Here is a 26,930-nt window from a genome sequence, read left to right as displayed (position 1 = left end):
AATTAAAACGCTGCACTCAGTGAGAGATATTCTGCGATAAATGAACTCATGGGCATTCCCAACACCATTCCAACCGCAACGCCGGCAAAAACGATTGCTGTGGCACCCGCACTTTTTTCTTTAGGAACAGAATTTGCTGCAATCACAAGGGCAACAGCAAAGAAAACCGCATGTACCAGTCCGGGAAGAACTCTGAATAACAGCATTAAATTAAAAATATCTGTCATGGCATAAATCAGGTTGGAAACGACAAAAATAAGGAGAATAGTAAGAAGAACATACTTTTTGTTATATCCAGAAAGCAGCAAAGTAATAAATGGCCCCGTGACAGCGACGACAATGGCATAGATACCAACCAGAAATCCCACCTGAGTGGGTGTCACATGCAGTTGAGTTTCAAGTTGTGGCAGTAACCCAATCACAGCTATTTCAGTAGTAATAACGCCAAAAACGGCAATTGATAAGGTCAACAACATAAGAGAGTTTTTATTTTGCATAGTGGCAATCTATTTGATTTTGAAAAGGTAAGAAAAATAATGACAAATCATGAATAAAAACAGAAGGATACTTTTGTCTACTGTCTGTAGACAAAATTTCTTCAATGATTTTTTCTATGGATTTGAAGCCGCAATATTGCGGCAATAGGATGGATTTTTGTTTAGGGAGGTCAGATAAGATGAAATTTATGAGAGAATATTTTCAACAACTTTAAACTCGAACACGACAATTTCCATATCAGATGAAAAAGTCCCCTCGCGCTCAAAAAAACGCTGATGCTCTAATTGCCAGTTAAGGAGGCTTCTGTCTCCCTCTCCTTCTTTCCAGGCAAGTTCTGCGGTCATTTCTGAAAATTTCATCAGGTGCATGGCAGTGATCCTGACAACACAAACCGGATTTTCCCGACTATCAAAGACAATATAATGATGGCCAATCGTTTCTGGATCACAAGAGTAAGAATGAAATGAGCAAGCTGTCGCCGTTTTTATCCCTTTGGTCACCAACTCAGTTAATTCATCCTGCATTGCAGGAGAATCACCAAATACCCAACGCCCTGCTTTTGGATATTTGTTTTCAATTAACGTCATAACTTTGTTTGTTGTTTTCATATTATCTTTTAATACCCGTACGGTTATTATTGGGCGGCCAAAATACCCCGCCCATAAAATTAAAGGGAATTTCCCTTATTGAATTTGGTGCAAAACATCACCCACTGCATTGAACAGACGATCAAGATCATCAGCTTTGGCATTAAACATGGGGCCAAATTGCAACGTATCACCACCAAAGCGGACATAAAAACCCGCTTTCCATAATGCAATACCGGCATCAAAAGGCCGGACAACGGTATCGCCATCCCGCGGGGCAATTTGAATTGCACCTACCAGCCCGCCGTTACGAATGTCCACGACGTTTGGGCAGTGCCTCAGGGCATGTAGTTTTTGTTCAAAATGGGGAGCTAATTCCGCAGCTTGTTGAGGCAGGTTTTCTTTTTCCAATAGTTCCAAGGTAGCTAACCCGGCTGCGCAAGCAACCGGATGACCAGAATAAGTATAACCGTGGCTGAATTCGATCATATGTTCGGGTAGAGGCTGCGACATAAAAGCATCGTAGATCTTGCTGGACGCAACAACGCCTCCCAGAGGAATAGCCCCGTTAGTAATTTGTTTAGCGAAATTGAGGATATCTGGCGTGACACCAAAATGTTCAGCACCGCTCCAACACCCCAAACGCCCGAAGCCGGTAATGACCTCATCAAAAATCAGCAAGATATCGTGTTGGGTACAGATTTCCCGCAAACGTTGTAAATAACCTTGTGGCGGGATAATAGCACCAGCCGATCCAGAAAGTGGTTCGACGATAACCGCCGCAATATTACTGGCGTCATGCAGTTCAATCAGTTTCAGTAGTTCATCTGCCAGTTCAGGGCCACCAGCAGATGGCATTCCCTTAGTAAAAGCCATGTTAGGTTGTAATGTATGTGGCAGATGGTCAACATCCATAAACTGACCAAACATTTTGCGATTACCGCCAATACCACCAAGACTGGTTCCTGCGATATTGACACCATGATAGCCGCGCGCCCGACCGATAAATTTAGTTTTTGCTGGTTGCCCTTGAATTCGCCAGTAAGCACGAGCCATTTTCACGGCGGTATCGGCTGCTTCTGAACCTGAGCTGGTGAAAAATACATGATTCAAATCATCGGGCATAAGACTGGCAATCTTATCGGCCAGCTTAAATGACAATGGATGGCCATATTGGAAGCCAGGGGAATAATCCAATGTTCCCAGTTGTTCTGAGACGGCTTGACGAATTTCAGTGCGTGAATGACCTGCCCCGCACGCCCACAATCCTGATAAGCTGTCATAAATACGCCGGCCTTGATCATCGACCAGCCAGTTTCCTTCCGCTGAGACAATTAAACGTGGATCTTGTTGAAAATGACGATTAGCACTGAAAGGCATCCAATGTGCTTTAAGGTTCAGTGTTTGAAAATAATTTCTATCTGACATTTTTTAACTCCTCGTACAAGGTTTTCACAAAGCGCTTGCAGTGAAACGAGACTCAAGTTAAATCTCAATTATTAAATCATTAGTCAAGCTCATTTGGTGAACGTCGGGATTTGGATAAAAATTAACATAAGCACAGGCAGGCATAATCCAAAATATTTTAACAATCTCCACCCGAAATGCAGTAAGATTAGCTTCCAATCGTGAAACTGATCTGGATCATTAGCTTGTTATCTCTTTTTCACCTATCACAACGTCGAACACCTGCCATTATCGCTTTACTGGCGATTCTGATGTTGTTCATTGCACCGGTGGTATCAAAAACACTGGAGCACTCCCGTGAAGGAATAAAAGCACACACCATGAATCATCATCATGGTGCAGATCATATCCATATGGGATTGATGGATGATATCGCTTGTGGTTACTGCCAGCTTTTGATTAATCTGCCGCTATTGGCAGGCGATTTTGTTCCTTTTATTTTACTGACACTCATTGTGTCCAGGGCACCACCGGTACTGCGCTTCTCTGGCCCAATTATTCGGCTGTTCTACGGTGAATCACAACCCCGCGCCCCACCCCTTAATTAGCCTGATTATTTGAAATAAATCATTTTTTCCTTGCTTTACGCAGTTTGTACAGCAAGTCAGTCATTTTTCAAACAAATTCCAAAACCGGAATTTGTTGCTAGTTAAGGGATTTTTTATGTCTACTACACAATTATCTACTACACCGTTATTGCGTATATCGCCTCTGACCGCCGCTTTGGTTATCGCACTCGCTATACCAACCAGTGGTTGGGCTGCTACCAATGCGGAACACAGCAAAGAAACAAAAGATGGATATCACGTTAATAATGTTGACGAAACGGTGATAACCGTAATCGCCCCGGCAACTTCACCGCTTGAGGTTGCTTCTTCACTGAAAACGCCTCGCCAACCCGTGCCAGCCAGTGACGGTTCTGATTACCTGAAAACTATTCCTGGTTTTTCCCAGATCCGTAACGGGGGAACTAACGGCGATCCGGTATTCCGTGGCATGTTTGGTTCCCGTCTGAGAATGTTGATTGATGACAGCGAAATTCTCGGTTCTTGTGGCGGGCGTATGGATGCACCAAGTTCCTATATCTCACCAGAGAATTATGATGTCCTGAGTCTGGTTAAAGGCCCGCAAACGGTACTTTGGGGACCGGGTAATTCAGCGGGAACGATCCGTTTCGAGCGCACTCGCCCTCAGTTTGAACACGTTGGCGCTCAAGGTAATGTCAGCACAGTGATTGGTTCTAATCGTCGTTGGGATGGTAATGCCGATCTCAGTATTGGCAACAAACAAGGGTATATCCGCCTGATTGGTAACAAATCCCGCTCCAATGATTATAAAGATGGTGATGGTAACCGCGTTCCTTCCCGCTGGGATAAATGGAATACCGATATCGCATTGGGCTGGACACCTGATGAAAATACGTTACTGGAATTAAATGCTGGACAAGGTGATGGTGAGGCACGTTACGCCACACGTATGATGGATGGTGCACAATTTAAGCGTAAAAGTTTTGGTGTGCGTTTTGAGAAATCCAATATTGGCGAAGTGTTTGATAAATTTGAAACCAATTTTTATTACAACTACACCGACCATGTGATGGATAGCTATTCCATGCGTCATTCAAAAATGGGAAAAATGATCTCAGAACCCGATCGCCTGACAATGGGTGGCCGTATGATGGGAACTTGGATCTGGGAAGATTTCAAGTTACAGAGCGGTGCAGATATGCAGACGAATATTCGTCGTAACAACGCTGATCATGATATGAAATCGAAAGAAACTGGCTGGAAGAAAGATGCCCGTTTTCGTGATTACGGTATTTTTGGTGAATTAACCTGGGATGCCACTGAACAGAGTAAAGTTATTGGTGGGGTGCGTTTAGATCGTGCGACAGTATATAAATATGTGACCCAACAAGAGCGTAAGGAAACCCTCCCTGCCGGCTTTATTCGGTTTGAACATAATCTGAAAGATGTTCCTGTAATGTTTTATGCCGGTGTGGGTCATACCGAGCGTTTTCCTGATTATTGGGAGTTGTTTTCAGGTAAAGCGGGCGGAAATGCGTTCAAGGATATCAAAACTGAGAAAACCACCCAGTTGGATATTGGTGCGCAATATAACGATGACCAATTGAAAGGTTGGATATCCGCGTATGTCGGTAAAGTGAATGATTTTATCCTGTTTGATTATGGACAAAAATCCGCCCACAACGTGAATGCGACCATTATGGGGGGAGAAACGGGTGTGGCTTATAAGTTCAACGATCATTGGAAAACCGATGCCAGCCTGGCGTACTCTTGGGCGCAAAATACGACTAACCATCGTCCACTGCCGCAAATCCCACCGTTGGAAGCCCGTTTTGGCCTGACTTGGGAACAGGGTGATTGGACGAGCAGCGGTTTGTTGCGTCTGGTCAACAGCCAGCATCGGGTAGCCATCAATGAGGGTAACGTGGTCGGCAAAGATTTTGATAGCAGCAAAGGCTTCGCCATCCTATCGGCGAACTCAGCCTATCAGGTGACCAAAAATGTTCAGATCAGTGCCGGTATTGACAATATTTTTGATAAAAATTACAGCGAGCACCTTAACTTGGCGGGAAATAAGGACTTTGGTTATTCCGGTGACACGATGGTCAACGAACCGGGTCGTACTTACTGGGCAAGAGTTAATGTGAAGTTCTAATTTTCTCTACGCTTAAACCTATTTCGCCCTGGCTGATGTCAGGGCGAATTTTTTAAGATTCATTCGCCAGCAACCAATCCCGCAACAGGGTTGCAAGCTGTTCTTGTTGAGTGTCTGTCAGTGGTTCGAGAATTGCTTCTTGGTTTTCCAAATGGCTTTCCACGGCTTTATCTATCAATGCCTTTCCCTTTGGCGTCAGAAAAATCTTGCAACTACGTCGATCTTTTTCATTCGCAATACGTTCAATCAATCCTCGCTGCACCATATGTTCAATACGTGTGCTCATGGCTCCGGAAGTCAACATGACGGATTGATACATTTCGGTTGGTGTGACTGGCGTGTTATTACGACGCAGTGTCGCAAGGATATCAAACTCTATGCCACTAAGGTCATGTTTTTTGAAAGCATGTTGCAAGCGTTGTTCAACAATTTTGTTTATCCGGCATAGCCGTCCAATAACGCCTATTGACGACGGATCAAGGTCTGGGCGTTGCTGTTCCCACTGCATCAATAATCGGTCAACGTGATCGTACTTCATGCCTTTTTCCCTATTCATTTTATTTCGACAAAAAGATACTTGATAAAAATCGGTTAGGCTATTATTTTAATTTATCTTTACGTAAAGATACTTTACGTGATGATACATTTAAATTGAGGTACTAATGAACTGATATACAAGGTGAAAAAATGTCAGAAATTAGATTTATCCGGAATATCCTGCTGACTGCGTTGGCTCCGATTGTTTGGGGAAGTACTTACATTATTACAACAGAAATATTACCACCGAATATGCCTCTGCTGGCTTCTACCATCAGGGCGTTACCTGCCGGTATATTATTACTGTTGATTTGCCGTACCGCACCCAAAGGGATCTGGTGGTTACGTATTATGGTATTAGGCCTGCTCAATATCGGGGCTTTCTTCTATTTTCTCTTTGTTGCGGCGGGATATCTACCTGGTGGAACGGCGTCACTCATCGTGGCTTGCCAACCCATTATTGTTATCTTGTTAAGCACCTGTCTATTAAAAACTTCCCTCACCATAAAACACACTATCTCGGCAATATTGGGCATTATCGGGATCAGCTTATTGGTCTTGAATTCAACCACCCACTTAAATTGGCAAGGCGTTATTGCAGGTTTAGCGGGATGTGGCTGCATGTCTTTGGGGGTTGTACTGACTAAATATTGGCACCGCCCAACTAACTTATCATTGCTCAGTTTTACTGGCTGGCAATTAACTTTTGGGGGATTGATGTTATTGCCCGTCGCTATTTACATGGAAGGTCTGCCGCAACATCTTACTGTGACCAATATTCTCAGTTACAGCTATTTATGCCTGGTTGGCGCCGTATTTTCTTACATTATTTGGTTTCGCGGAATTGAAAAGTTACCTGTTGTGACAATCTCTTTTTTGGGATTTCTGAGTGCCCTTTCCGCTTGTATTTTGGGCTATTTGTTTCTAAAACAAACATTTTCCTTGCTGCAACTGCTTGGAGCATGCACCATTATTATCGCTGTTTGGCTTTCTATTCCACGCAATCAAATATAAAAAAACCAACATAATCATTATCGAGTAAAAAATAACAGGAAAATCAATGAAACTTACTATCATCTCAGGCAGTCAACGCCCCGATTCTCACAGCCAACGTGTCGCTTGTTATTTGCAGAAATTGAGTTATGAGCATGGATTTACTGATATAACGCTTCTGGATCTTTCCAAAGCAGAATTGCCATTACACGATGGTTATACAACGGATATCTCCGCAGAGTCTCACCCTTGGCAGGCAATTGCACCCTACTTGAGAGAGTGTGAAGCATTTATTCTGGTGACGCCAGAATGGCATGGAATGGCAACGCCGGCATTGAAGAACTTTTTATTACATTGTTCTGTCGCAGAATTAGGCCATAAGCCTGCATTATTGACGAGTGTATCCGGTGGAATTAACGGTGTTTACCCCCTTTGCGAATTACGCATGACCGGTTTTAAAAATAACCATGTCTGCTTCTTGCCTGATCATCTGATTTTCCGTCAGGGGGAAAATTTGATTTCAAACGAGTTGATTTGTCACGATGAGGCATTTGAAAACCGCGTTAACTATACGCTGAAACTACTTAAATCTTATACCAAAGCATTAAAGCAAGTTCGTGAAGATGTTGGCGAAGAGAGTCAAAATTATCCGTATGGTATGTAAGTAATATATTCTGTTCCTGATATATCAGTCTCGGCTCAAAAATTTGAGCCGAGAAGTCAACGGTCGGAGATAATTTCACCGAAAAAACCACCGATTCCGCCAAAACTGTATAAAAACACAGTACCCCGTATTTTTGGCACTTTTGTTTAATAAGGAAACACAATTCGCTTTTATTTCGATCTGTCGGGTTAATTAATCATCAGGCAGAGACTTAATACAAGCTCTCTATCTTTTTAAACACATAAAATACTCTTGGCATCCCGTGTTCTTATCTATTTCCTCGCTGACAACATCAAATCCCTGCGATAAGTAGAACTCATAACTGGCTTGGTTTTGCTGATAAACCGATAACGTGAGTTCAGTTCTTCGATTTTTGGCGTCATTCACTAATGCTTTTCCTATTCCCTGCCCTTGTTTATCTGGTGAAACAAAAACTGCGGCTAAGTTATTTCCATGCAGCGCATAAAAACCGGTAACCTGAGAACCCTGTACATAGACGTAAACTTCCGAAGCCGGAATATAGGTATTTCTCATGTTATTGACTTGTGATTGCCAAAATTCAGCCGCCACAAAATGATGAGCCTTGATGGAGGCGTCTAACCAAATAGACAGAACCGCGTCCATATCTGCTTCGGTAAATGATCTGATCACTTTTTGTTGTCCCCCGTAATAACTCTAATTCCGGTGTAATTTTCTCAATAAGTAAAATGCAATAAAAGTGGCTATGACATTGTAAAGCATACTGTGGACAAAGGCATTTTGGTACGTAACAAACGACGGTGTATCTATTTCGGTAAAATGCCATTGCACTAACATGCTAACGATAGCAACACCAAACGCGGCACCAATTTGCTGCAAAGTCGCAATCACCCCTGATGCCATACCTGCAAATTTCATGTTAACAAAAGCCAAAACAATATTGAGCAATGGCGTCATGACAAAACCTTGCCCATATCCAAGCAATATAAGAATTGGCACGATCACAAATAACGATGCAGTTATTGATGAATTTGCCGGTAATAGTGAATTAATGGCAACAATCAGGGCAATGAAGGAGAGCATATAGAGTAAGCCTCCGGCCATAATGGCTTTACCGCCAACGCGCTTAACCCAATAAGGGGCATTGAGTGAAGATAAAACAAACCCTATGCTTGCAGGGGCAAAAATCAAACCTGCATCTAATGCGTTAAAACCTAACCCATTTTGTAAAAATAAAGCAAAAACAAGGAAGAATGAACTGGAAGTGGAATAGACAAATAAAACCAATAAACAACCTAAGCTAAATTGTTTGTTTTTTAATAAGTCAAAATTGAATAGTGGTGTTTTTCCTTTCGCGACATAACGTTTTTCATGGCGGATAAATTGTAACAGCATCAGGCAAGCCAAAAAGAGTAGTGCCCAGCACCATACTGGCCAGCCCAATGTTGACCCAACCAAAAGTGGCAGCAACAAAGCAGAAATACCCATGCTGGAAAGCGCCACCCCAGATAAATCTAATTCCGTTTTTTCCTGGGCAATACTTTCGTTGAGGTAACCAGAGAAAATTAACGCCAATAAACCAATGGGAACATTAACCAGAAAAATTGAGCGCCATTGTAAGTCCCATAAATTGATGAAAATCATCCATCCTCCCAGAGTTTGGCCTGCAATGGCAGCAAAACCTAAAGTCATGCCCAATAAACCGAATGCGCGACGGCGATTATCATCATCAAAGCTGACACGGATACTGGCATAAACTTGGGGAAATAACAGGGCTGCTGATAATCCTTGCAAAAACCGGGCAAAAATCAAAAAAGTGGTTGTTGGTGCAAGACCACACAGCAATGATGTCAAAGTAAAAGCAAGTACTCCTAACTGAAACAATCGCCTGCGGCCAAATAAATCACCTAAGCGCCCTCCTGTAATCAGCAATAAACCAAAGCCAATTTCATAGATTACGATCACGAGCGTTATCTGGAATAAATTTGCCTGTAAATGTAATTGAATATTGGCAATGGCAACGTTGACAACGAAAAGATCAAAAATAGTCACAAATCCGGCTGATAACAAAACTGATAAGGCTAAATAATCCTTTTTGGTCATGATACAAATCCTCACAATGTTTGAAATACGATGTTTGAGATAAACAGATTTTAATCACCCTGTTAGCCTGTTACAATTTAACCACTTATACTATTACTAAAAGTAATGGATTGAAATTCATGACAAAAATGAAAAGATCTCGTACTGAGTTAGCCAACTTTTTACGCACTAAAAGAGAAAGTATCAGCCCTGAATCCGTTGGGTTGCCGCATATCGGGCGTCGTCGTACCCCAGGATTAAGGCGTGAAGAAATAGCCGCTTTGGCGGGTGTTGGCGTAACTTGGTATACATGGCTGGAACAAGGCCGTGAAATTGGCGTATCCGCTGCTTTTTTAGATAATCTTGCCAAAATTTTAAAGCTGACTACCGCTGAACGCAGGCATTTATACTTACTGGCACACACGCGTGAACCTGCCGAAACCGGGCAAACCTGGTGCGTTGTTTCACCATTGATCAAACGGCTTATGAATGACTTATCCCCTCACCTAACTTATGTGCTGAATTTGCATTGGGATATTTTGGCCTTTAATCAACCAGCAGATAAGTGCTTTCGTTTCAGTCAAGCTGAAGATGAACAGCGTAATTTTTTGTGGTTATTATTTACCAATGAATATTATCGCGAACTCTTTTCTCACTGGGAACGAGATGCTTATCGTTTACTGGCTAGCTTTAGGCGTGATTATGTTCTTGCTGCTAAAGACAGTTATATTCAAGAGCTTGTGAATAAGTTACTTAAAATATCACCTGACTTTTATGCTATGTGGCATAGACATGAAATCTATGAACCGTGTAATGGGGTACGAGAACTAAATGTGAATGGACAAACAATCACTTTCGATTACACGTCAATGGTTACCGATGTAGAAAGGCATTTACGTTTGATTGTTTATGCCAAAAGATAGCCAAATCATTTTCACCCATTTATTAGTAGATGGGTGAAATAAAAATATTTAATTTGAAATTACTTTTTGTAAAAAACAATATTTATTATAGGTTGGATAATGTTTTTATATAAATAGCAATTATTAAAAATCAACTTTCCTGATTAATTAACATAAAAACTTTTTACAAAATCATTCGATAAAAACGACAATAAATAAACCATCATTTAAGTAATTGTCACAACCAAGTATCTTCATAAAAAATAACATATTAATAACAATTAACATCCAATCAATACGTAATATACCGTAATTACATCACCTTGAAGAGAGATCAAGATGATGCGCGTTATCTATATGATTTTTAATTTGTTATAAAATGGTTATAAGAAAGTTAATATTTTTCCTTGCATTTTGGGTTTAATTATTATGCTATAGCAGCTCGTAGGTAGAGAATATTACGGTTTGCATTGTCCTATAGTCGGTCGAGAATATAGGGCAATCTCATCGTGACCTACTTATTGAAATTTAATTATCGGTTTTATTAAAATTTTAAAAAATGGAACCTCTATTATGAAGAAAAACAATTCGGCACGGCCGAACTTTTTGTGGATGACATTATTTTTGGGATTATTACCTGTCAGCGCTTCAATGGCGGCGACTGAATATCAGGAACAGGGCAAGAAAAACTCACCAAATAGTTGGCTATCAGATGAGTTTAATCAGCAGTGGGGATTGGCCGCGATTGGTGCTCATTATGCTTACGCTCGTGGTTACACGGGAAAAGGCATTAATGTTGGTGTCTTGGATGAAGCCGTTACCCATCATCCTGAATTTGCAGGAAAACTGAAAATTCTGAGTCCAGATGATCCCTGGAGCTACGATATAAACAGCAATACCGGGATTATCAGTTTTGGCGCTCATGGTAACCATGTTTCAGGGATCATTGCAGCAAATCGGGATGGAAAAGAGATGCACGGCGTGGCATTTGATGCGGGTTTGATTACCGGGAAATACCTGCAAAATCCCTATAACCGCACAGAAGCTATGATCCAGAGTAACGCCCGCGTTATTAATAACAGTTGGGGTGTTCGTCCTAATTATGAGGTTGATGAATTCGGGAAACCTAAACGGTGGGCGAATGGAACGGTTAAATATTATCAGGTCAAACTGCAAGATGTCATTAATTATGTCACACCGATTAAAAATGATTTGGATCGGTTAAGCCGTTCCCCAATCCCGGAAGTTGATGACTATATAACGAGAAGTGCGGGTCTATTGCGGGCGGCACGTCAGGGAAAATTAGTGGTTTTTGCTGCGGGAAATGCCAATAACTATAACGTCACTTGGTTACATGCGGGTATGCCCTACTTCTTCCCTGACGCGTTGAAAAACTACCTCAGCGTGGCCAACCTGACCAGAGAAAATGAGATTAACGCCTCATCAACGAGCTGTGGCTATACTGCCAGTTACTGTTTATCCGCACCAGGCACAAAAATTTACAGCAGTACAGGCGATTTCGTCTCTAAAGTTGATGGAAAAATCGATGAAGAGGCTTTCGAAAATGGCGAGTTGACGATTGATCCGACCTATGAAGCCTATACCGGTACATCAATGGCATCACCCCATGTGGCCGGAGCGGCGGCGGTCTTGATGCAACGCTTTCCCTACATGACAGCCGGGCAAATCTCTGATGTCCTAAAAACCACGGCAACCGATTTGGGTGAGCCTGGATTGGATGACATGTATGGTTGGGGCATGCTAAACCTGAAAGAGGCGATTGATGGCCCCAAAATGTTTATCACCGAAAAGGATATTCCCAAGAAATATTATATCCCCGGTTCTTATTCTGAAACTCAGTTTACTGCCAATATTCCGGGTATCGGCGCTATCGTGGAGGAAGGTACGACGGTAGAACGAATCTGTGACAGCATTGAGTGTGCTTATGATAGTTGGAGCAATGATATCGCCGGTCACGGTGGATTGACGAAAATCGGTGACGGTACACTTGAACTTGCCGGTAAGAATAGCACCTATAAAGGGCCAACGTTGGTAGAACAAGGCCGTTTGCAGGTCAGCGGTTCCATCACGTCGGATGTTACTGTGCAGGATGGCGCCACGCTTGGCGGGAATGGTACGGTCGGTTCAATCATGGCTAATGCCGGTGCCAGTATTGCACCAGGCAGTTGGGGAGCCGGCGGTACATTGAACGTTGATCGTAATGTTACCTTCCAAACGGGTTCCCGTTATCGGGTAGAAGTTGCACCAAATAGCCAGGGGTATAGTCATCGTCTTATCAGCAATGGCCTGGCAAATCTGAAAGGCGGTAAAGTGCAAGTTATGCTAGAAAACAGCAGAAATCTGTTATCGAAACAAGAAGTCCGTAGCTTGCTGGGTCAGCAATATAATATCCTGCAAGCAAACGAGGGTATCGATGGTCAATTTACTACGGTAGTACCAAACTATTTATTTATTGGTACTGAGTTGAGTTACCAACCCAATCGCGTGATGCTGGACATCAAACGCAACGCCACAACATTCACCAGTTTGGCAACGACCGCTAATGAACGCGCTGTAGCGGATGCTGCGGATAAGCTGAATTTAGGGCATCCGGTTTATGAAAGTATTTTGCTGCTGGACACAGAAACACAAGCTAGCCAAGCATTCCAGCAACTGTCTTCCGGACAGATCCATGCTGATATCGCTGCGGCACAAATCAACAGTAGCCGCTATCTGCGCGATACGTTAAATAGCCGTTTGCGTCAGGCTGATGGCGGGACGATCGAACAGAATATCAAAGTGGATAAAAACGGGGCCTGGGGGCAAATCATCGGTAACTGGCAACGGGCGAATGGTAACAGTGAAGTCACGGGTTACCGTGTATCCAATTACGGTGTGTTACTGGGCGCGGATAAAGAATTGGGTAATGATTGGCGGCTTGGTGTCGCTACCGGATATACCCGTTCTTCTTTGAATGGTGGCGTTAACACTTCAGCACGCAGTAACAATTTCCATTTGGCGCTATACGGTAGCAAGCAGATTGATGCTTTGGCATTACGTGCCGGTACAGCCTACAGTTGGCATCGTTTTGACACCAAACGTTCAGTGGCTTTTGGCAGCCAATCCGACAACCTGAAAGCAAAATACGGTGCTCAAACGGGTCAATTGTTTACTGAGGCGGCTTACGGAATTAATACATCCGGGCTGAATCTGGAACCGTTCGCTAACCTGTCTTATGTTTACTTCCGGAATGATGGCATTCATGAACATGGTGGTGCCGCTGCATTGAACGGTAAGAAACAATCGAAAAATGCAACCTTCTCCACATTAGGTTTACGTGTTGATCAAAGATGGCAGACTGAAAACGAAGTGACTGTCGGCGTCTATGGTGAATTAGGTTGGCAACATCAGTTCGGCAATGTTGACCGTGGCACCCAATTAAGTTTCAGCAATAGCCATGCAACGTTCACTGTCAACAGTGTTGCAGCATCACGTGATGCTGCCGTCATTAAAGCTGGTACGGAACTGGACATTAATGAAAATACTAAACTGTCACTGGGATATAACGGTGTTTTATCAGGCAACCATAAGGATAATGGTGTGTTCCTGAATGCCAATTGGAAATTTTAATCAGTAAAAATTGTGCATCTCCTTGATAACAAAAACTCACCGCGTGCAATGGCAGGCAGTGAGTTTTTTTATGGCTTTTTTTGCATGGCTTTTGTCTCCATTCTGGTACAAATCACGTCGGTAGCACTGAATAATGATTAAATTGGATAATGAGTTTTAGTCATCAAGCCAATATAGAGGAGGAAATTGTGACTTATCGAAAAATTTTATTAATCAGTTTGTTTTCTGTTTCAGCCAGTTCAAGTGCTTTAGCGTTAAATAACAATGGTGCCCCATTGATAAAATCAACCGATCCCGATGCTGAAAAATTTAGAACCGTTGGTAAATTTAATGGTGTTTCACATTGTACGGCAACCCTGATTTCTGCTGAAAATGCACCCAATAAAGATACACCCGCATTGATCCTCACCGCCGGACATTGTGTAGATAGCAATGTCGGCACAAATGATGTGATAGTTGATCAGCCAGCCCCTGAATTTTGGCGGTATACGCCGGATTACTTCATTGATAAGAAAGAGGAATTATCGCCTATAAAAGTCAACCGTATTTTATATTCAACGATGAAACATGAAGATATTGCGGTTTTACAATTGGATGCAACGTATGGCGATTTGGTGAAAAAAGGTTATCACCCTTTGAAACTGAAGAAAAACCTTGAGATGAAACATCAACCGATTGTGTTAACGCATATTCCTGTCAATGGCGTTAATTATAATTACGCTTATCTCAGAAAGTCTGAATGCAACATCACCGGAAAGTCACCCGTTTTGTATGAAGGCGGCTCTCCGTGGATTTGGGCACCGGTTTTCTCGGTTAATTGTGCCGGTGTCGCGGGTGGAACATCTGGCTCTCCTGTTTTTGAAACAGATAAAACCGACGTGATTGGTGTACTTAATACAACAGTTACACCGGGCATGATTGGTTGTGGATCTAACAGACCTTGTACTATCGAAAACAATCAAGGTGTTTCAACCGAAGGGGCCAGCTATTTCATCCCCGTAAACAATATTGCTAATGCGTTGACCAACGACAGCAAGCTCGACCTTTCAAAACTCGATAATGACAGTGGCAATATTCTGGAGAGAAGTTTGCCTTGGTCATCTTGGGTCACTCAGGGCGTCAATCCTGATAATGGCGAAAAAGCCAAATGGGATATCGTTATTAAGGAAGGCGCTAATGTTAAGAATATTCGATATAAAACCGGTTTAATCAGTGAGGTAGATTGTACTGATGAAGCGGGATACAGTGCTTCCACTCCAGCGAACCCAAACCCACTCCAAAACATGCAAGTTCCTAACCAAGAGGGGATCTATAAGCTCTGCGTTATTCACCAGAATAATGGTGGCCAATGGCAAAAAACAAAAGATGCCTCTGTCATGTTACGAGAAATCGATAATACTCCACCAGCAATTAAGCCCACGTTAAATAAGGATGATTTTGGCGACGTTTGGCGTATCACCGTCAGCACTCGTCCATATGAAATCTCTGGTGTAAAAATTAAATATGGGCCTAAAGCGACAACCCATTGCGACGACAAAACGGATTATAGTTACCCTTGGAGGCCAATGATATTGTTGGAGAAATCTAAGGCTCCGTGGCGTGTTTGCGCCTACGGTGAAGATATGGCAAAAAATGCCAGCCCGATTGATATGCTTGATATTGAAGCAACTATTGCTAAGTAAATAAACTCATTAACTCACTGTTAGCAAAAGCTGGCAGTGAGTTTTTCTTTATATGCTATTTATTCTTCCTGACGATAAAAATCATCTCTTCTGCCTGATCATGATAAGCCTCTTCTTGCCAGTTACCGAATACGTTGGCCGCAATCAAATTTGCGTCAGCCAATGCTTGCTCAATCTCAGTAAAGCTGGCAAAAGTAATGGCTGAAAATGCCCGATATTCTTGCTTACTGTTTACTATTTGGTAATACGTGCCATAAATCACCGTCGCATCATCAGTTCGAAAATCATTCCACGCCAAGACCGGGCCTAATGTTGGATGGGTAAACTGACGCTTAGATTCGGCCTCTGTCCAAGTTAACCACTCTTTTGCTAAAGGGTTACGGCTGTCAAAGATACATTTCCCGCCTTCGGCCAAGTGTTCATCAATACGTTTAAGTACGGCAACTCGCTCTTGATGAGTTAAAAACACTTGAAAAGCGTGGCCGGATAAAATGATTAAGTCGAACTTCTGAGACAATGCCAACTGCTTGGCATCGGATTGTACCCAAGTGATCTGTGATCCGGCTGGCTTGGATTTGGCAATATCCAGCATGGAGCCTGCAATATCACTGCCAAAAACGACTTTATCGGGATAAGTCAGGGCAATTTGATTAGTGAGCCTGCCAGTACCACAACCCAGATCTAAAATAGCATGGGCATTTTTGGCGAGTTCGACATAGTACTCATAATCTGGCGTCCATTCGTTATCGAAATCATAAAACTGGGCTAAGTTACTGTCTTGATAAAGTCGGTCAATTGCCATATTTAACAATCCTTAGTATCTTACTTAATATCACTGCGTTGATTTTTTCCTCAGAACCTTGTTTTTTCTTCATGCCATCACCCTATTTTCAACACTGAACATACCCCCGAAACTTTCATCAGATTTTACCAACCCTATTTTTATATCGAAGGAGGCTTAAATGCCACCCCGTGCTGTTTTGCCTATGATGTTGCTCATATTTTCACTCATTGTATTTTTCATTGGTGCGACGGAATTTATGTTATCACCTATGCTCAAGCCGTTAGCAGATGCGTTTAAAACAACCACAGATAAAGCCGCCTGGCTGGTATCGGGTTATGCCCTCGCCTACGCACTTGCCGCACCGTTTTTTGGTTGGTTATCTAATCGGATCAACCAACACAAATTATTACGGGCATCTTTGCTGTTTCTTTTTTTGGATGGATTAGCATTAACGATAGCGCCCAACCTGGAAATTGCCGTCGGATTGCGTATTTTGGGTGGTGTTGCTTCTGCCGCTTTGATTCCGACTATTTTTGCGTTGGTGGCAGATATTTTTCCGCCTGACAAACAAGCGCCAGCGATGGGCGTCGTCATGCTGGGTATGACTGCCGGAATCGTAACAGGTCCTATTTTTGCCGGTATCTTAACCGAATTATTTTATTGGCAGGTGCCATTTTGGGTGAGCGCAGCAGGATCTCTTTTGCTCTATGTCACAAGCAAAAAATTCATTCCAGATCAGATGAATGCCCGAAAATCGAATACCTTAAAAACAGTTCGCCAAACAGCCCTATTTCAATGGATAAGCCAAGGCCACTTGATACGCCCCCTTATCGCCAAAGGGCTTTGGAATGGCACGGCAGTATCTGCTTTTCTATTGGCTGGCGAGGTCTTAAGACACCATTATGATCTGGCAACCGGCGCGGTTGGTCTCTCTGTTTCCGCATTGGGTATCGGGCTTGGTTTGGGTAACCTGTCCGTCAGTATGGTAAGGCACCTGAATCTCACAGAGGAGTGCATACTTTTGTTGGCCATAGTCTTACTTTTCATCACCTGTTCTGCCTTTATGTTATTGCCCCTGTCTTTACTTTTTAGTTTGGGTTGCCTGATGTTATGGGGGTACACGCTTGGCCTTGCTGCTCCAATAAGCACGTCGATTCTGGCGAATCGGGCAAAACAGGAAAAAGGCCAAATATTGGCGATCTCAGAAAGCCTCAATAATCTGACCATTTTGTTTTTACTGCCAATCGCCACGATGTTGCTGACACAGCACGGCACCACGAGAACGACGATAATACTGGGAAGCGGTTTTATCGTGGCGATTGGGTTATCACTCATAGATCTATTGGTGACATTGTCACTTAATCGACGTCATTAAAACGTTGGCGTTCAGTGACAAAAATCAGCAAGTCGAGTTTGGCTATCATGGAATGCTTTTTTTAGCCATCCAAGAAAGAGTGACTGTGGCGTATTGGCTTCGAAAGTTTCGGGTGATATCAAATAATAAGCAGAGCCATCCGGAATGAAGCCATAAGGTGCACTTACCCTTTTATCACTCAGCTCTTGTTCAATCATATAGATAGAACTTATTCCAACCCCATGTCCCGCCATGACGGCTTCCAATAAAATATAAAAATGTTCAAACCAGTGTTCATGCTGTTTGGGGATAATTTGCTTAACGCCTGACATCCAATCATTCCACGCTTCTGGACGAGTATGCGTATGCAATAGCGTCAGTGGTTGGTGTGTGATAGCGTGATTTTCTGTTTCAGGTAAACAAATTGGGCCTATCCATTCTTTTCCCAGCCGTTCAGCAACGTAGCGTCTATCCCATAGGAAATCATTGCGCCGAATAGCTAAATTCACTGAACTGCGTGAAAAATCGATATAGCCACCACCAGAAACTAAGTGAACTTCAATATCAGGGTAATGTGCTTTAAATGTTATTAACTTGGGAATGAGCCACTTCATCATAATGGTGGGTTCACATGAAACCACTAGTGGTGTTAATGGTGAAGTTTGTTGAAGCCGGTCAATGGTCAGTGCCATTAATCCAAATGCTTGCTGGCAGGCTTGTTTCAATTGTTCACCTGCTGACGTCAAAAAAATCCCCCTATTCCTCCGTTCAAACAATATAACGCCTAAAGCCGTTTCTAATTGTCGGATCTGACGACTAACTGCTCCTGATGTTACAAACAATTCTTCGGCTGCTCTGACGAGACTTTGGTAACGGGCGACGGTTTCGAATACCCGCAGTGCATTCAATGAAGGGAGATTTTTCATTACAGTCCTTTATTGTTGATTTTTTCTCAATCATTCCAGCGTAAATTAATCGTTATTCTTTAGTCAAAAAATTCAAGAGAATAAGTTAATAAAATATGACTAATGAGAGCTAGAGAACATAATGACAGAGTTAATTGCTGTAGCCGTTATTACCATTCTTGCTGTTATCAGCCCCGGCGCTGATTTTGCGATGATCACCCGCAACAGTTATCTTTATGGCCGACGGGCAGGTATAGTGGCCGCTTTTGGGATCGCATCAGGGATATTAGTTCATGTTGCTTATACCATTCTTGGTATTGGTATCTTGATTGCCCATTCTCCCAATATATTGTTTGCTATAAAAATTGCAGGAGCAGTTTATCTGATCTATATCGGCTATAAGACCCTCATATCAAAAACGGAAGTTGATATTGATATCAACTCAAGTAAAAACACTTCAATAGCTTCATTTAGAACGGGTTTCCTAACTAATGTATTAAACCCCAAATCAACACTGTTTGTTGTCAGTACATTTACTCAAATTGTTTCATCATCGACTGGCATTGGGTTACAAATGGGTTATGGGATCTTTATGTCCCTTATGCACCTCATCTGGTTTATTGGGGTGGCTGTTTTCTTCTCTCACCATAAACTTAGAGCCGCCATGTTGGTAAAGCAGACCATACTCAATCGGATCATTGGCGTCATTTTAGTGGGATTAGGAATTTCTCTGGGGATAATCCCTCTCGCTAATGGGTAAAAAAACGACAGCAACCAAGAGGATTAACGATTATGCCAATCAACTTTAATGCCCGTGAAAATAGACATACTTACCTTGGTCGTGAAGCGCAACAAGAATGGTTCGATTTAATCCAGAGGTTGGTCGATCCGCGCGATAAGGATATCGCGGACATTGGTTGTGGTGGAGGAATTTATTCTCTGGCGTGGATAAAAATGGGCGCCAGACAAGTCACGTGCGTTGATTTTTCTCAGCAAATGTTGGCCGATGTAACAGAAAATACCCGTGACCTGCCAAATATTGTGATTAAACATGGAGATGCGCTTGGTACGGGCTTACCTGATAGCAGTCAAGATATTGTCTTTGAAAGAGCACTTATCCACCATATCAACCAAGAAAATAGAATCACTTGTTTTGCTGAAGCCCACCGCTTATTGCGTTCTGGCGGCATGTACATCTTGCAGGACAGAACCTTGCAAGATATCCAACTTCCTGGTTCACCTGAACATATTCGTGGTTATATCTTTGATGTTTATCCTCACCTGCGAAATTTTGAAAATCAACGCAGGCCAGATACGGTTGAAGTGATTGATGGATTACAATCCATTGGTTTTAAACAAGTTAAAGCGTTTTCTCTTTTGGAAAAACGCACCGTCTATAAAAATTTTTTCCAATTAGCCACCGATTTTCAGGCACGAAAAGGTCGCTCTATTTTGCATGAATTAAGTGATAAAGAGATAGCTCACTTAATCAGGCATATTGAAAAATCACTGGGTGCTGAGGTTGATATTGTTGAAAAAGATTTTTGGACGGTATGGGTAGGCATAAAATAAGAGTAAGCAATATAGGCAATGGAAAAAACCCAGGCTTGAGAGAGCGTCTCCCAAGCCTGAGTCCAATTTATTATTTGTTGGCACGGCAATATGTATCAAAATGAGTCCATATTATGATGACGTTACATAATTCGATATTTACTGCGAATATCCCTGACCTGAGATTTTAATTGACCGCAGCCCCCCAAAATTTCTGTTCCATCACTGATATCTGATATACATCGAAAACCTGCTTCAGTAAGTGCCTTGGCAAAAGACTGCATCTTTTCTGAGGGATTCAATGTGATGCCATTGATATCACTTACTTCATTCAAATATTTTAGCTTGATAATGAATGTGTCTTTATCTACCAGATCTTTTAACCGAGCTAAATCCTCTTGTGAATCATTTATTCCCTCTAACATCAGATAATTGACAATAACGGGTACATTTTTATGGTGATGATATGCTGAAAAATGGTCAAGCAGGTCTTTGATACCAAATTTTGCTTTTGATGGAATGAGCATATTGCGCTGTTCGTCCGTTGTGGCATGAAGTGAAATGGATATCATATCCAGCGGAAGATCATAAATTTTATCTCCAGCATGGCGAATACCCACCGTTGTCAGTGTCACCCTATCTGCCAAGGTCTGTTTTTTGAACTCAGCAATTGCGCCACTGATCTCTTTCAGATTCAGCATTGGCTCACCCATTCCGGCAAATAATATCGTATTGAGTCTTTGGCTATCTCCCAGTGCCTCTGAATGCAGTAAATGTTCATGGCATAACAAAACCTGTTGGACTATTTGTTCTGTTGTCATATTTCCCAATGGCTGTTGCCTGCCTGTTTCACAGAAAACGCAACCGACCGCACAACCGTATTGACTGGATATGCAGAGATAAGGCAAATGTTGGTTTGTATGGATAAAGAAAGTCGATTCAACGCTTTTTCTTAAGTCTGAGTCACTTGCTGATAGCAAATATTTCTTAGAGCCATTTTCAGACTCCATGATTTCGCTGATTTTCATTTTTACACCTTCTCAATATTCTTGGGCACGGCGACGCATATCTGAAACCCCACACATTTTGGGACTGGACAACGGCAAATCAGATTGCATGACTTCTTGGTGTGTTTTAACTGGATCAAGGAATAATTGATGAATTTTGTCCAGACTCAATTGGGAAAGATAACCACTATTAATCCCTTGATAATCTTCTGGAACTGTGGTCGTGGTAGGAAATAAAAGTTGATCAGGATATAAGCGACCGCTCCAAAATTCGTCACCTTTATCCAATGGTTTAACCATACTAGGCTCAACAATTTCAGAAATTTTTGCATTATTAGGGAATCGCAAGCTGTTTTCGGCTGCGGGATAGTCATGGATTACCATCCAATCAACAATATTTTGCTGCCGTTCCATTAACCCAATATCTTTAAAGAATGTTGTTAACACAATGGGAATCACTATTCCGCCTGTATCACGATAATATTCAATAAAATTTAGCCGTTTCTTTAATTGCTCATTGGTATCTAGTGCGCTGACAGAAACTCTCATCTCAGATTTGACCGCAATTAAACGCTGGGCAATATCATCAGTCATTTTTTTAAAGGCTTTGGTGATAAAAATCATTAATATTCCAGCTTCCCGTGCTAATTCGGCCATTCGTGTAGACACTTCCCAATTCCACGAAGGATCGCTATTCCATCCGCATCTGATGTATTTCTGCGAATTAGGTAAGGCTTGTAGATCACTGGAAAAAATATTTTCATCCAAATGATTATCAATACGTTTACCAAAGTCGATACCATTTTCCCAACTGGAGATAGCGGAAAAACACATACCATAACAAGCCATACTTTCTGGCAAACAGCCAGTCACTACATCGGTGGTTAAGCTATTAAATGGTAAATCACCCGCGATTCCTGCCCGAATCAACATGGGTTCAGCCGGACTGAGATCACGCCCCTGAGTATGTTTTTTATTACTATTTCTAATCAGTCGAGTAATGGATTTTTCTTGCTCTTTCGTAAGATTCATATTTAAATTCCCCCAACAGCCCAACCAGGTATTTCAGGTTGGTATAATGTATCAGGATATAAATAGGTTTTCATAATTGTGATACACCCATTTTTCTCATCCCCGGTTTCTGCTGTTGTAAGGAAGCGGTTTCCATGAAGATTTTGACATGGTGAAGCAACTGCCACATAAATTGGCAGCAGTGGTTTCGTGTCACGGTTTCATGCAAGGATTGCCATAGACGTTCAATTTTATTCAACCACGGGGAATAGGACGGTAAAAAGAGAAGGTTAAATTGGGGATTTTTTGCCAGCCAAACCCTGACCTTCCGGCTCTTATGAATGCAATAGTTATCTAAAATTAACGTGATTGTCTTGGCACTGGTATATTGATGATTAATTTCATCTAACAATTTGATAAATAAATCTGAGTTCTTTCTCAAGCCACCGACATACGTGATTTCTTTCGTTTTCGCATTGAGGCAACCCGCAAGGTAGTGTTTTTGGTTCTTTCCGGGGGTAACAACACGCTTTTGCTGTCCTTTGAAGCACCAGTCTGCACCGATTTTCGGGTTAAGGTTGATGTCCACTTCATCCTCATATAAGACAGGATGTTTCCCTGAGGCATTGGATAACGCCTCGCTGATTTTGGCCATTTTTTCATCATACTCAGGGTCAGGTAATTTTAAGGTTGGCGCCGCCCTTCGCCAAACGATGCCCGCCCGACAAAAGTAGCGATAGAGTGTACTTTGAGAGAGCGATATATTCAGTATCTCATTGATTTTAAGTGTAATCAGTTCAAGGCTCCATCGTGAACGGAGATAGCCAAGATGTTGTGGAGAGTGCTGTAATAAGAAAGAAATGACGGAGAGAAGCGGGGCTAAATTCCAGATGGCAGGCCTTCCCGCAGGGAGGCTTTTAAGCCCTTCCAACCCGTATAATGTTAACCAATTTACCCAACGATTAACTGAAGAACGTGAACAGTGAAGCGTTCTGGAAACGTGAGAAACCGTACTCCCTTCATGCAACATCAAGAGCGCGGTGAGGCGACGTGCATAGTTCTTATCCCGGGTTTTCTGGATAGCTTTTTTCATTTGACGTCGTTCATTTCGGGGTATTGATGTTATGATTGGCATGACTCAGTCCATTTTGGGATTTGTTTTGATTTGGCGATTAATCAGATCGCGAAAATCGGACTGAGTTCCCTTCAAGTGATCTACTATTTTGAAAACCTATTTATTTTTAATCCTTTAATAAATCTATTTCCGGTAAAACATTCGCGGCGATGTAAAAGCTGGCTATTGTCATATAGCAGCAAATCCCCCTCCTCCCATCGATGGGAATAAATATTTTCTGATGATAAGATTTTGCCTAAAATAGATTTTTTAATTATACCTGAGTTTGATAAAATATTTTCATCGTGAAAAAATGCGATAGTATTTTCACTGACATAAACATAACGTTGTTTTGTTTGCACATTTTCAAGTATGACAGGATGAGCAACCGTAATATGAGGTGCGTTGTCATGTGAAGCTGCCGGCTGGCGAGTGGAATATAAGTTATTCAGCATCGACACTTCATCATGGGTGAAACCAAGGTGATTTGCCGCTGTTGAAGCAAAAGAAGTATTGCCACCGCTAAATTGCACTACTTCACCATATAAGATGCTAACTGAGGCGGGGTTAATCCTAAATTCCTGATCAGAATGCCAAAAATCGGTATCATTTCCGGCAAAACCCAGTTGCTTACCATTGTTATCACAAATATTTGTCAAGTAAGCGATATATTTTCGGTTGTCTGATAACGAAATTTTTCTGGCGGGTTCTTCGAGTTTTCCGCTTCCTATACGTTGTGCAAAATGCACCAATGCTTCATCGTCCATATTTTGATTCTTAAAAACCAAGAGAGCATATTTCGATAAGTACAACTTTATTTTTTCATATTCTTCTATTGATAACTCTGAAAGATTTCGGCCGATTATATATGCGCCAAAATTCCCATTAATAGGCTCGATCATAAATGACATAAGTTATTCCTATAAAAATATTTATTTAGTTAAGGATGATTGATGGTTTTATATTTTTTATTCACACCTCCTTAATTCATTATCTGTATTATTATCTTTAGTGATATTAAACATTACTCTTTATAGACTTCATGTGCAGTGATATTTCCTGTCAAATAAAAGGTTATATTTTCATTTAATGTTAATTAAATGAAAAACATTTGTAATTTAAACATCAATGATTTTGACTCGCATTGAAAACGTTTTTATTTTGTGACAAAAATCACATTTTATTACATGAAGAATAAATGATTGTTTTTCATAGGACTGTGAAATAATATATTTGTTATCTATTGATTATATTAAGAAAATAAATTTTCATAATTTGAATTAACAGCCAACTTAATATACTCAATAAAATAAAAACATCTAAGATAAAAAAAGAGCTTATGTTTATCTAAGCTCTTTTTCAGTTAAAAAACTATTTTTCAGTTAGTTAAACGATACCTGAATGTTTTTCAGGCTTATTTTAACTAACCAATAAATGGTACATCCGGTTCTAATCTCAATCGGGCTTTTTTATCTTCTTCATCGACAATTTGGGTTAATTTCTTAACAAAAATAGCTTGAAGCTGTTCCCAGAACTCTTCAAAGTGCTCTTCATCGCGTAAGCAATAAGTCATGACCGCAGCCCGTAATACATAGATATTGCGGACTTTTTCCCATTCACTGCGGCTAAAACCACATTTCTGTGCATGGTGCCACGGCGTATCGCCATATTCTTTATAATCTAAGATGGTTGATGATGTGAGAAAATCGTTGGTATAAGCGCGCCCCGCAGAGTATGAACAAAGCTCGTACAGACGCTTGTTAAGCGCATTATGATTGCTCAGGCTTTCATTACCCACTTCTTTAAATGTAAAGTTGATCATATGGAAATCAGGGGATGGAAAAATATGCACTTCAAATCGATGCTTGCCGATTTCTATTGGTGGTAAGTTTGCCAATTTGTTCAACAAGCTTTGTGCCGTGACAATGCCGGCAGCAATGACTTTCCCATAGCCATTAATGTTTAAAGGTAATAAACGGTGGGCAGCCCAAAGTGCCGCTGCTGTTGCTCCCGATTTTGAACCTTCCATGATGGATGAACCCAGAATTCCCCGATTCTTGGTGCTGGTTTTATCAGCATGGCCTTCAAATACGTATGCTGCGTGCGAAGAGATCAGTTCAAGAATGCGCTTATCTTTCATGCAGATGGCACCCGCTGCATATTGAATAAAACCCACTTTATGCGGGTCGACGGTAATCGAATCAACGTCTTTCAATGCCTTGAAACTCTGATAAACTTCCGGTTTTGGCCAACTGATATTTTCTGGCATGATCCCCGCCGAACGGTGGTAATTGGCCAGTTCATCATATTCCACAAATTCACCTTGCTCATTCAGGAGCATGGAACACGCATATCCTGCATAAGCGGCATCTACGTGAATATAGAATGATTCACCATAACGTTCTTCACACTCTTTTCTTAACGCAATCACTTCATCAATCCGATCAATGGCGCCAACTTCCGTCGTCCCCACCACGGCAATCATCGCCAGGATAGGTTCACCTTGCTCAATCAGTCCAAAGGTGATTTTCCGCATTTGGGCAACATCAGTTTGATAATGATCATTTACAGGCAATGGAATAATGTTTTCTTGGCCAATACCGAAAATATCTGCGGCTTTCATCCAAGAATAGTGTTTGGATTGTGGAACCAATAACTTGCCTAGAATTTGTGCTTTAACGCCAGTTCCACGGCATGTCATATCGCGGATTTCTTCAAACAGCCCACGTTTTTGCAATTCGGTAATCAAATCCAACAGTTCAGAAGTTGGCATATTTTTCAACTGCTTAGGTGTCTTATGCTCGATCAGATCTTTTGCTTTAGGATGTTGGGATATTGCAAAAGATAATGTTTTTAAATTCCTGGCTACCCACAATCCTTCATAGTTAGCCACGGTGCCACCAGAAGTAATATGCCCCCAAGATTGCTGAGGGTTATAGCCAAACATGCGGCAGAGATCCAACCCTGATTCCAGCTCTAATTCCGTTGTTGTCGGAGATGCTTCATAACTACAGTTATTCGGGTTGTACATCATGGCCATAACGTAGGCAAGATTAGAAACCATCAAGGTATCACTGCTGATATGACCGAGGTAACGGGGAGAAAAGAAAGGAATAGACGAATTTTTCAGTTTTGCTGACAACTGATTTAAGATCCCTTCTGTACGATAAAGCGTTTCTCTGTAGTTATGTTCATAGCGATCAACGGATGTCACTAAGGTAGAATCTTCGGGGTGAAAACCTGAACGCCAATGCATATGTTCACTAACTGCATAATCCATCATCTCTCTAAAAAAAACAGCGTTCTCTGATTTTGGCCCCAAAAACAAGGCATCTACATTTAAATTAGGATGAAACGGTTTAGTCATGATCATGTAACCTTTTAGCTGATTCTTTGTGTTTTGTCTTAAATTAAAAATTTATAAAATCATTAATAATTTCATTTTTATTTTCTGTTCTAACGACAAATGCCTTGCGGTGGTGATAAAACCCCCACAATAAC

At 41.6% G+C, this 26,930-nt stretch carries 23 protein-coding genes; 10 read left to right on the top strand and 13 right to left on the bottom strand.

Annotation, left to right across the window (positions count from 1 at the left end; all coding sequences use genetic code 11):
- Positions 1–2: 2 nt before the first annotated feature.
- The 3 genes from XDD1_RS19955 to XDD1_RS09935 all read right to left on the bottom strand — a co-directional run bounded on the left by XDD1_RS19955 (position 3) and on the right by XDD1_RS09935 (position 2,513).
- Positions 3–497, bottom strand: a complete 495-nt coding sequence (locus XDD1_RS19955) for an MFS transporter (protein WP_231854384.1) — start codon at positions 495–497, stop codon at positions 3–5.
- Positions 498–683: 186 nt separating this feature from the next.
- On the bottom strand, positions 684–1,085 hold the full coding sequence (locus tag XDD1_RS09940; RefSeq protein WP_045973460.1) for an ASCH domain-containing protein: 402 nt from the start codon (positions 1,083–1,085) through the stop codon (positions 684–686).
- A gap of 96 nt (positions 1,086–1,181) precedes the next feature.
- Entirely contained in the window at positions 1,182–2,513 is a 1,332-nt protein-coding gene (locus tag XDD1_RS09935; protein ID WP_045970804.1) for an aspartate aminotransferase family protein, read from the bottom strand.
- A 200-nt stretch (positions 2,514–2,713) separates the two neighbouring features.
- Here XDD1_RS09935 and XDD1_RS18635 point away from each other — a divergent pair, with 200 nt between their 5' ends.
- Together XDD1_RS18635 and XDD1_RS09925 are read left to right on the top strand one after the other, a co-directional pair.
- Complete coding sequence (locus tag XDD1_RS18635; RefSeq protein ID WP_231854383.1) at positions 2,714–3,100, top strand: DUF2946 domain-containing protein; 387 nt, start codon at positions 2,714–2,716, stop codon at positions 3,098–3,100.
- A gap of 115 nt (positions 3,101–3,215) precedes the next feature.
- Entirely contained in the window at positions 3,216–5,234 is a 2,019-nt protein-coding gene (locus XDD1_RS09925; protein ID WP_045970802.1) for a TonB-dependent copper receptor, read from the top strand.
- Between the two features lie 52 nt (positions 5,235–5,286).
- Here the strand turns inward: XDD1_RS09925 and XDD1_RS09920 are convergent, their stop codons facing one another.
- On the bottom strand, positions 5,287–5,772 hold the full coding sequence (locus XDD1_RS09920) for a MarR family winged helix-turn-helix transcriptional regulator (RefSeq protein WP_045970800.1): 486 nt from the start codon (positions 5,770–5,772) through the stop codon (positions 5,287–5,289).
- A 149-nt stretch (positions 5,773–5,921) separates the two neighbouring features.
- Between XDD1_RS09920 and XDD1_RS09915 the strand changes: the two genes are divergently transcribed.
- A complete protein-coding gene (locus XDD1_RS09915) occupies positions 5,922–6,785 on the top strand; it encodes an EamA family transporter (RefSeq protein WP_045970798.1) in 864 nt (287 codons plus the stop codon).
- Between the two features lie 46 nt (positions 6,786–6,831).
- Positions 6,832–7,428, top strand: coding sequence for an NADPH-dependent FMN reductase (locus XDD1_RS09910; protein ID WP_045970796.1), 597 nt, complete (start codon positions 6,832–6,834; stop codon positions 7,426–7,428).
- Positions 7,429–7,653: 225 nt separating this feature from the next.
- Here the strand turns inward: XDD1_RS09910 and XDD1_RS09905 are convergent, their stop codons facing one another.
- On the bottom strand, positions 7,654–8,079 hold the full coding sequence (locus tag XDD1_RS09905; RefSeq protein WP_197540984.1) for an N-acetyltransferase: 426 nt from the start codon (positions 8,077–8,079) through the stop codon (positions 7,654–7,656).
- Between the two features lie 24 nt (positions 8,080–8,103).
- Positions 8,104–9,510 (bottom strand): MFS transporter, encoded by a 1,407-nt coding sequence (locus XDD1_RS09900; protein ID WP_045970794.1) that lies wholly within the window; start codon positions 9,508–9,510, stop codon positions 8,104–8,106.
- Between the two features lie 119 nt (positions 9,511–9,629).
- Here XDD1_RS09900 and XDD1_RS09895 point away from each other — a divergent pair, with 119 nt between their 5' ends.
- From XDD1_RS09895 to XDD1_RS09885, 3 genes are all read left to right on the top strand, one after another.
- Positions 9,630–10,412, top strand: a complete 783-nt coding sequence (locus XDD1_RS09895; protein ID WP_045970792.1) for a helix-turn-helix transcriptional regulator — start codon at positions 9,630–9,632, stop codon at positions 10,410–10,412.
- Between the two features lie 552 nt (positions 10,413–10,964).
- The gene (locus XDD1_RS09890; protein ID WP_045970790.1) at positions 10,965–14,021 is read left to right on the top strand and encodes an autotransporter domain-containing protein; all 3,057 of its coding nucleotides are present in this window, start codon (positions 10,965–10,967) and stop codon (positions 14,019–14,021) included.
- Positions 14,022–14,209: 188 nt separating this feature from the next.
- Positions 14,210–15,703 carry a trypsin-like serine peptidase gene (locus tag XDD1_RS09885; RefSeq protein ID WP_045973454.1) on the top strand — a complete coding sequence of 498 codons (1,494 nt, stop codon included), beginning with the start codon at positions 14,210–14,212 and terminating at the stop codon, positions 15,701–15,703.
- A gap of 55 nt (positions 15,704–15,758) precedes the next feature.
- Here the strand turns inward: XDD1_RS09885 and XDD1_RS09880 are convergent, their stop codons facing one another.
- Positions 15,759–16,505 carry a class I SAM-dependent methyltransferase gene (locus tag XDD1_RS09880; RefSeq protein WP_045970788.1) on the bottom strand — a complete coding sequence of 249 codons (747 nt, stop codon included), beginning with the start codon at positions 16,503–16,505 and terminating at the stop codon, positions 15,759–15,761.
- A 160-nt stretch (positions 16,506–16,665) separates the two neighbouring features.
- Here XDD1_RS09880 and XDD1_RS09875 point away from each other — a divergent pair, with 160 nt between their 5' ends.
- A complete protein-coding gene (locus XDD1_RS09875) occupies positions 16,666–17,862 on the top strand; it encodes an MFS transporter (protein WP_045970786.1) in 1,197 nt (398 codons plus the stop codon).
- Positions 17,863–17,873: 11 nt separating this feature from the next.
- Here XDD1_RS09875 and XDD1_RS09870 read toward each other — a convergent pair whose 3' ends face one another.
- Positions 17,874–18,767 (bottom strand): LysR family transcriptional regulator, encoded by an 894-nt coding sequence (locus XDD1_RS09870; protein ID WP_045970784.1) that lies wholly within the window; start codon positions 18,765–18,767, stop codon positions 17,874–17,876.
- A gap of 121 nt (positions 18,768–18,888) precedes the next feature.
- Here XDD1_RS09870 and XDD1_RS09865 point away from each other — a divergent pair, with 121 nt between their 5' ends.
- Both XDD1_RS09865 and XDD1_RS09860 read left to right on the top strand, forming a co-directional pair.
- Entirely contained in the window at positions 18,889–19,506 is a 618-nt protein-coding gene (locus XDD1_RS09865) for a LysE family translocator (protein WP_045970782.1), read from the top strand.
- A gap of 32 nt (positions 19,507–19,538) precedes the next feature.
- Positions 19,539–20,318 (top strand): class I SAM-dependent methyltransferase, encoded by a 780-nt coding sequence (locus XDD1_RS09860; protein WP_045970780.1) that lies wholly within the window; start codon positions 19,539–19,541, stop codon positions 20,316–20,318.
- Positions 20,319–20,440: 122 nt separating this feature from the next.
- On the opposite strand, the gene XDD1_RS09855 is transcribed toward XDD1_RS09860, so the two are convergent.
- From XDD1_RS09855 to XDD1_RS09835, 5 genes are all read right to left on the bottom strand, one after another.
- On the bottom strand, positions 20,441–21,325 hold the full coding sequence (locus XDD1_RS09855) for a radical SAM protein (RefSeq protein WP_045970778.1): 885 nt from the start codon (positions 21,323–21,325) through the stop codon (positions 20,441–20,443).
- Positions 21,326–21,337: 12 nt separating this feature from the next.
- Positions 21,338–22,336: a hypothetical protein gene (locus XDD1_RS09850; protein ID WP_045970776.1), complete on the bottom strand. Its 999-nt coding sequence runs from the start codon at positions 22,334–22,336 to the stop codon at positions 21,338–21,340.
- Between the two features lie 70 nt (positions 22,337–22,406).
- A complete protein-coding gene (locus tag XDD1_RS09845) occupies positions 22,407–23,450 on the bottom strand; it encodes an IS630 family transposase (RefSeq protein ID WP_045970488.1) in 1,044 nt (347 codons plus the stop codon).
- Between the two features lie 83 nt (positions 23,451–23,533).
- Complete coding sequence (locus XDD1_RS09840) at positions 23,534–24,340, bottom strand: TauD/TfdA dioxygenase family protein (RefSeq protein ID WP_045970774.1); 807 nt, start codon at positions 24,338–24,340, stop codon at positions 23,534–23,536.
- A 512-nt stretch (positions 24,341–24,852) separates the two neighbouring features.
- Positions 24,853–26,796 (bottom strand): pyridoxal phosphate-dependent decarboxylase family protein, encoded by a 1,944-nt coding sequence (locus XDD1_RS09835; protein ID WP_045970772.1) that lies wholly within the window; start codon positions 26,794–26,796, stop codon positions 24,853–24,855.
- Between the last annotated feature and the right edge of the window lie 134 nt (positions 26,797–26,930).

Origin of the sequence: Xenorhabdus doucetiae, from assembly GCF_000968195.1 — a bacterium.
Taxonomy (GTDB): Bacteria; Pseudomonadota; Gammaproteobacteria; order Enterobacterales; family Enterobacteriaceae; genus Xenorhabdus; species Xenorhabdus doucetiae.
This window is presented reverse-complemented; position numbering and strand designations above follow the sequence as displayed.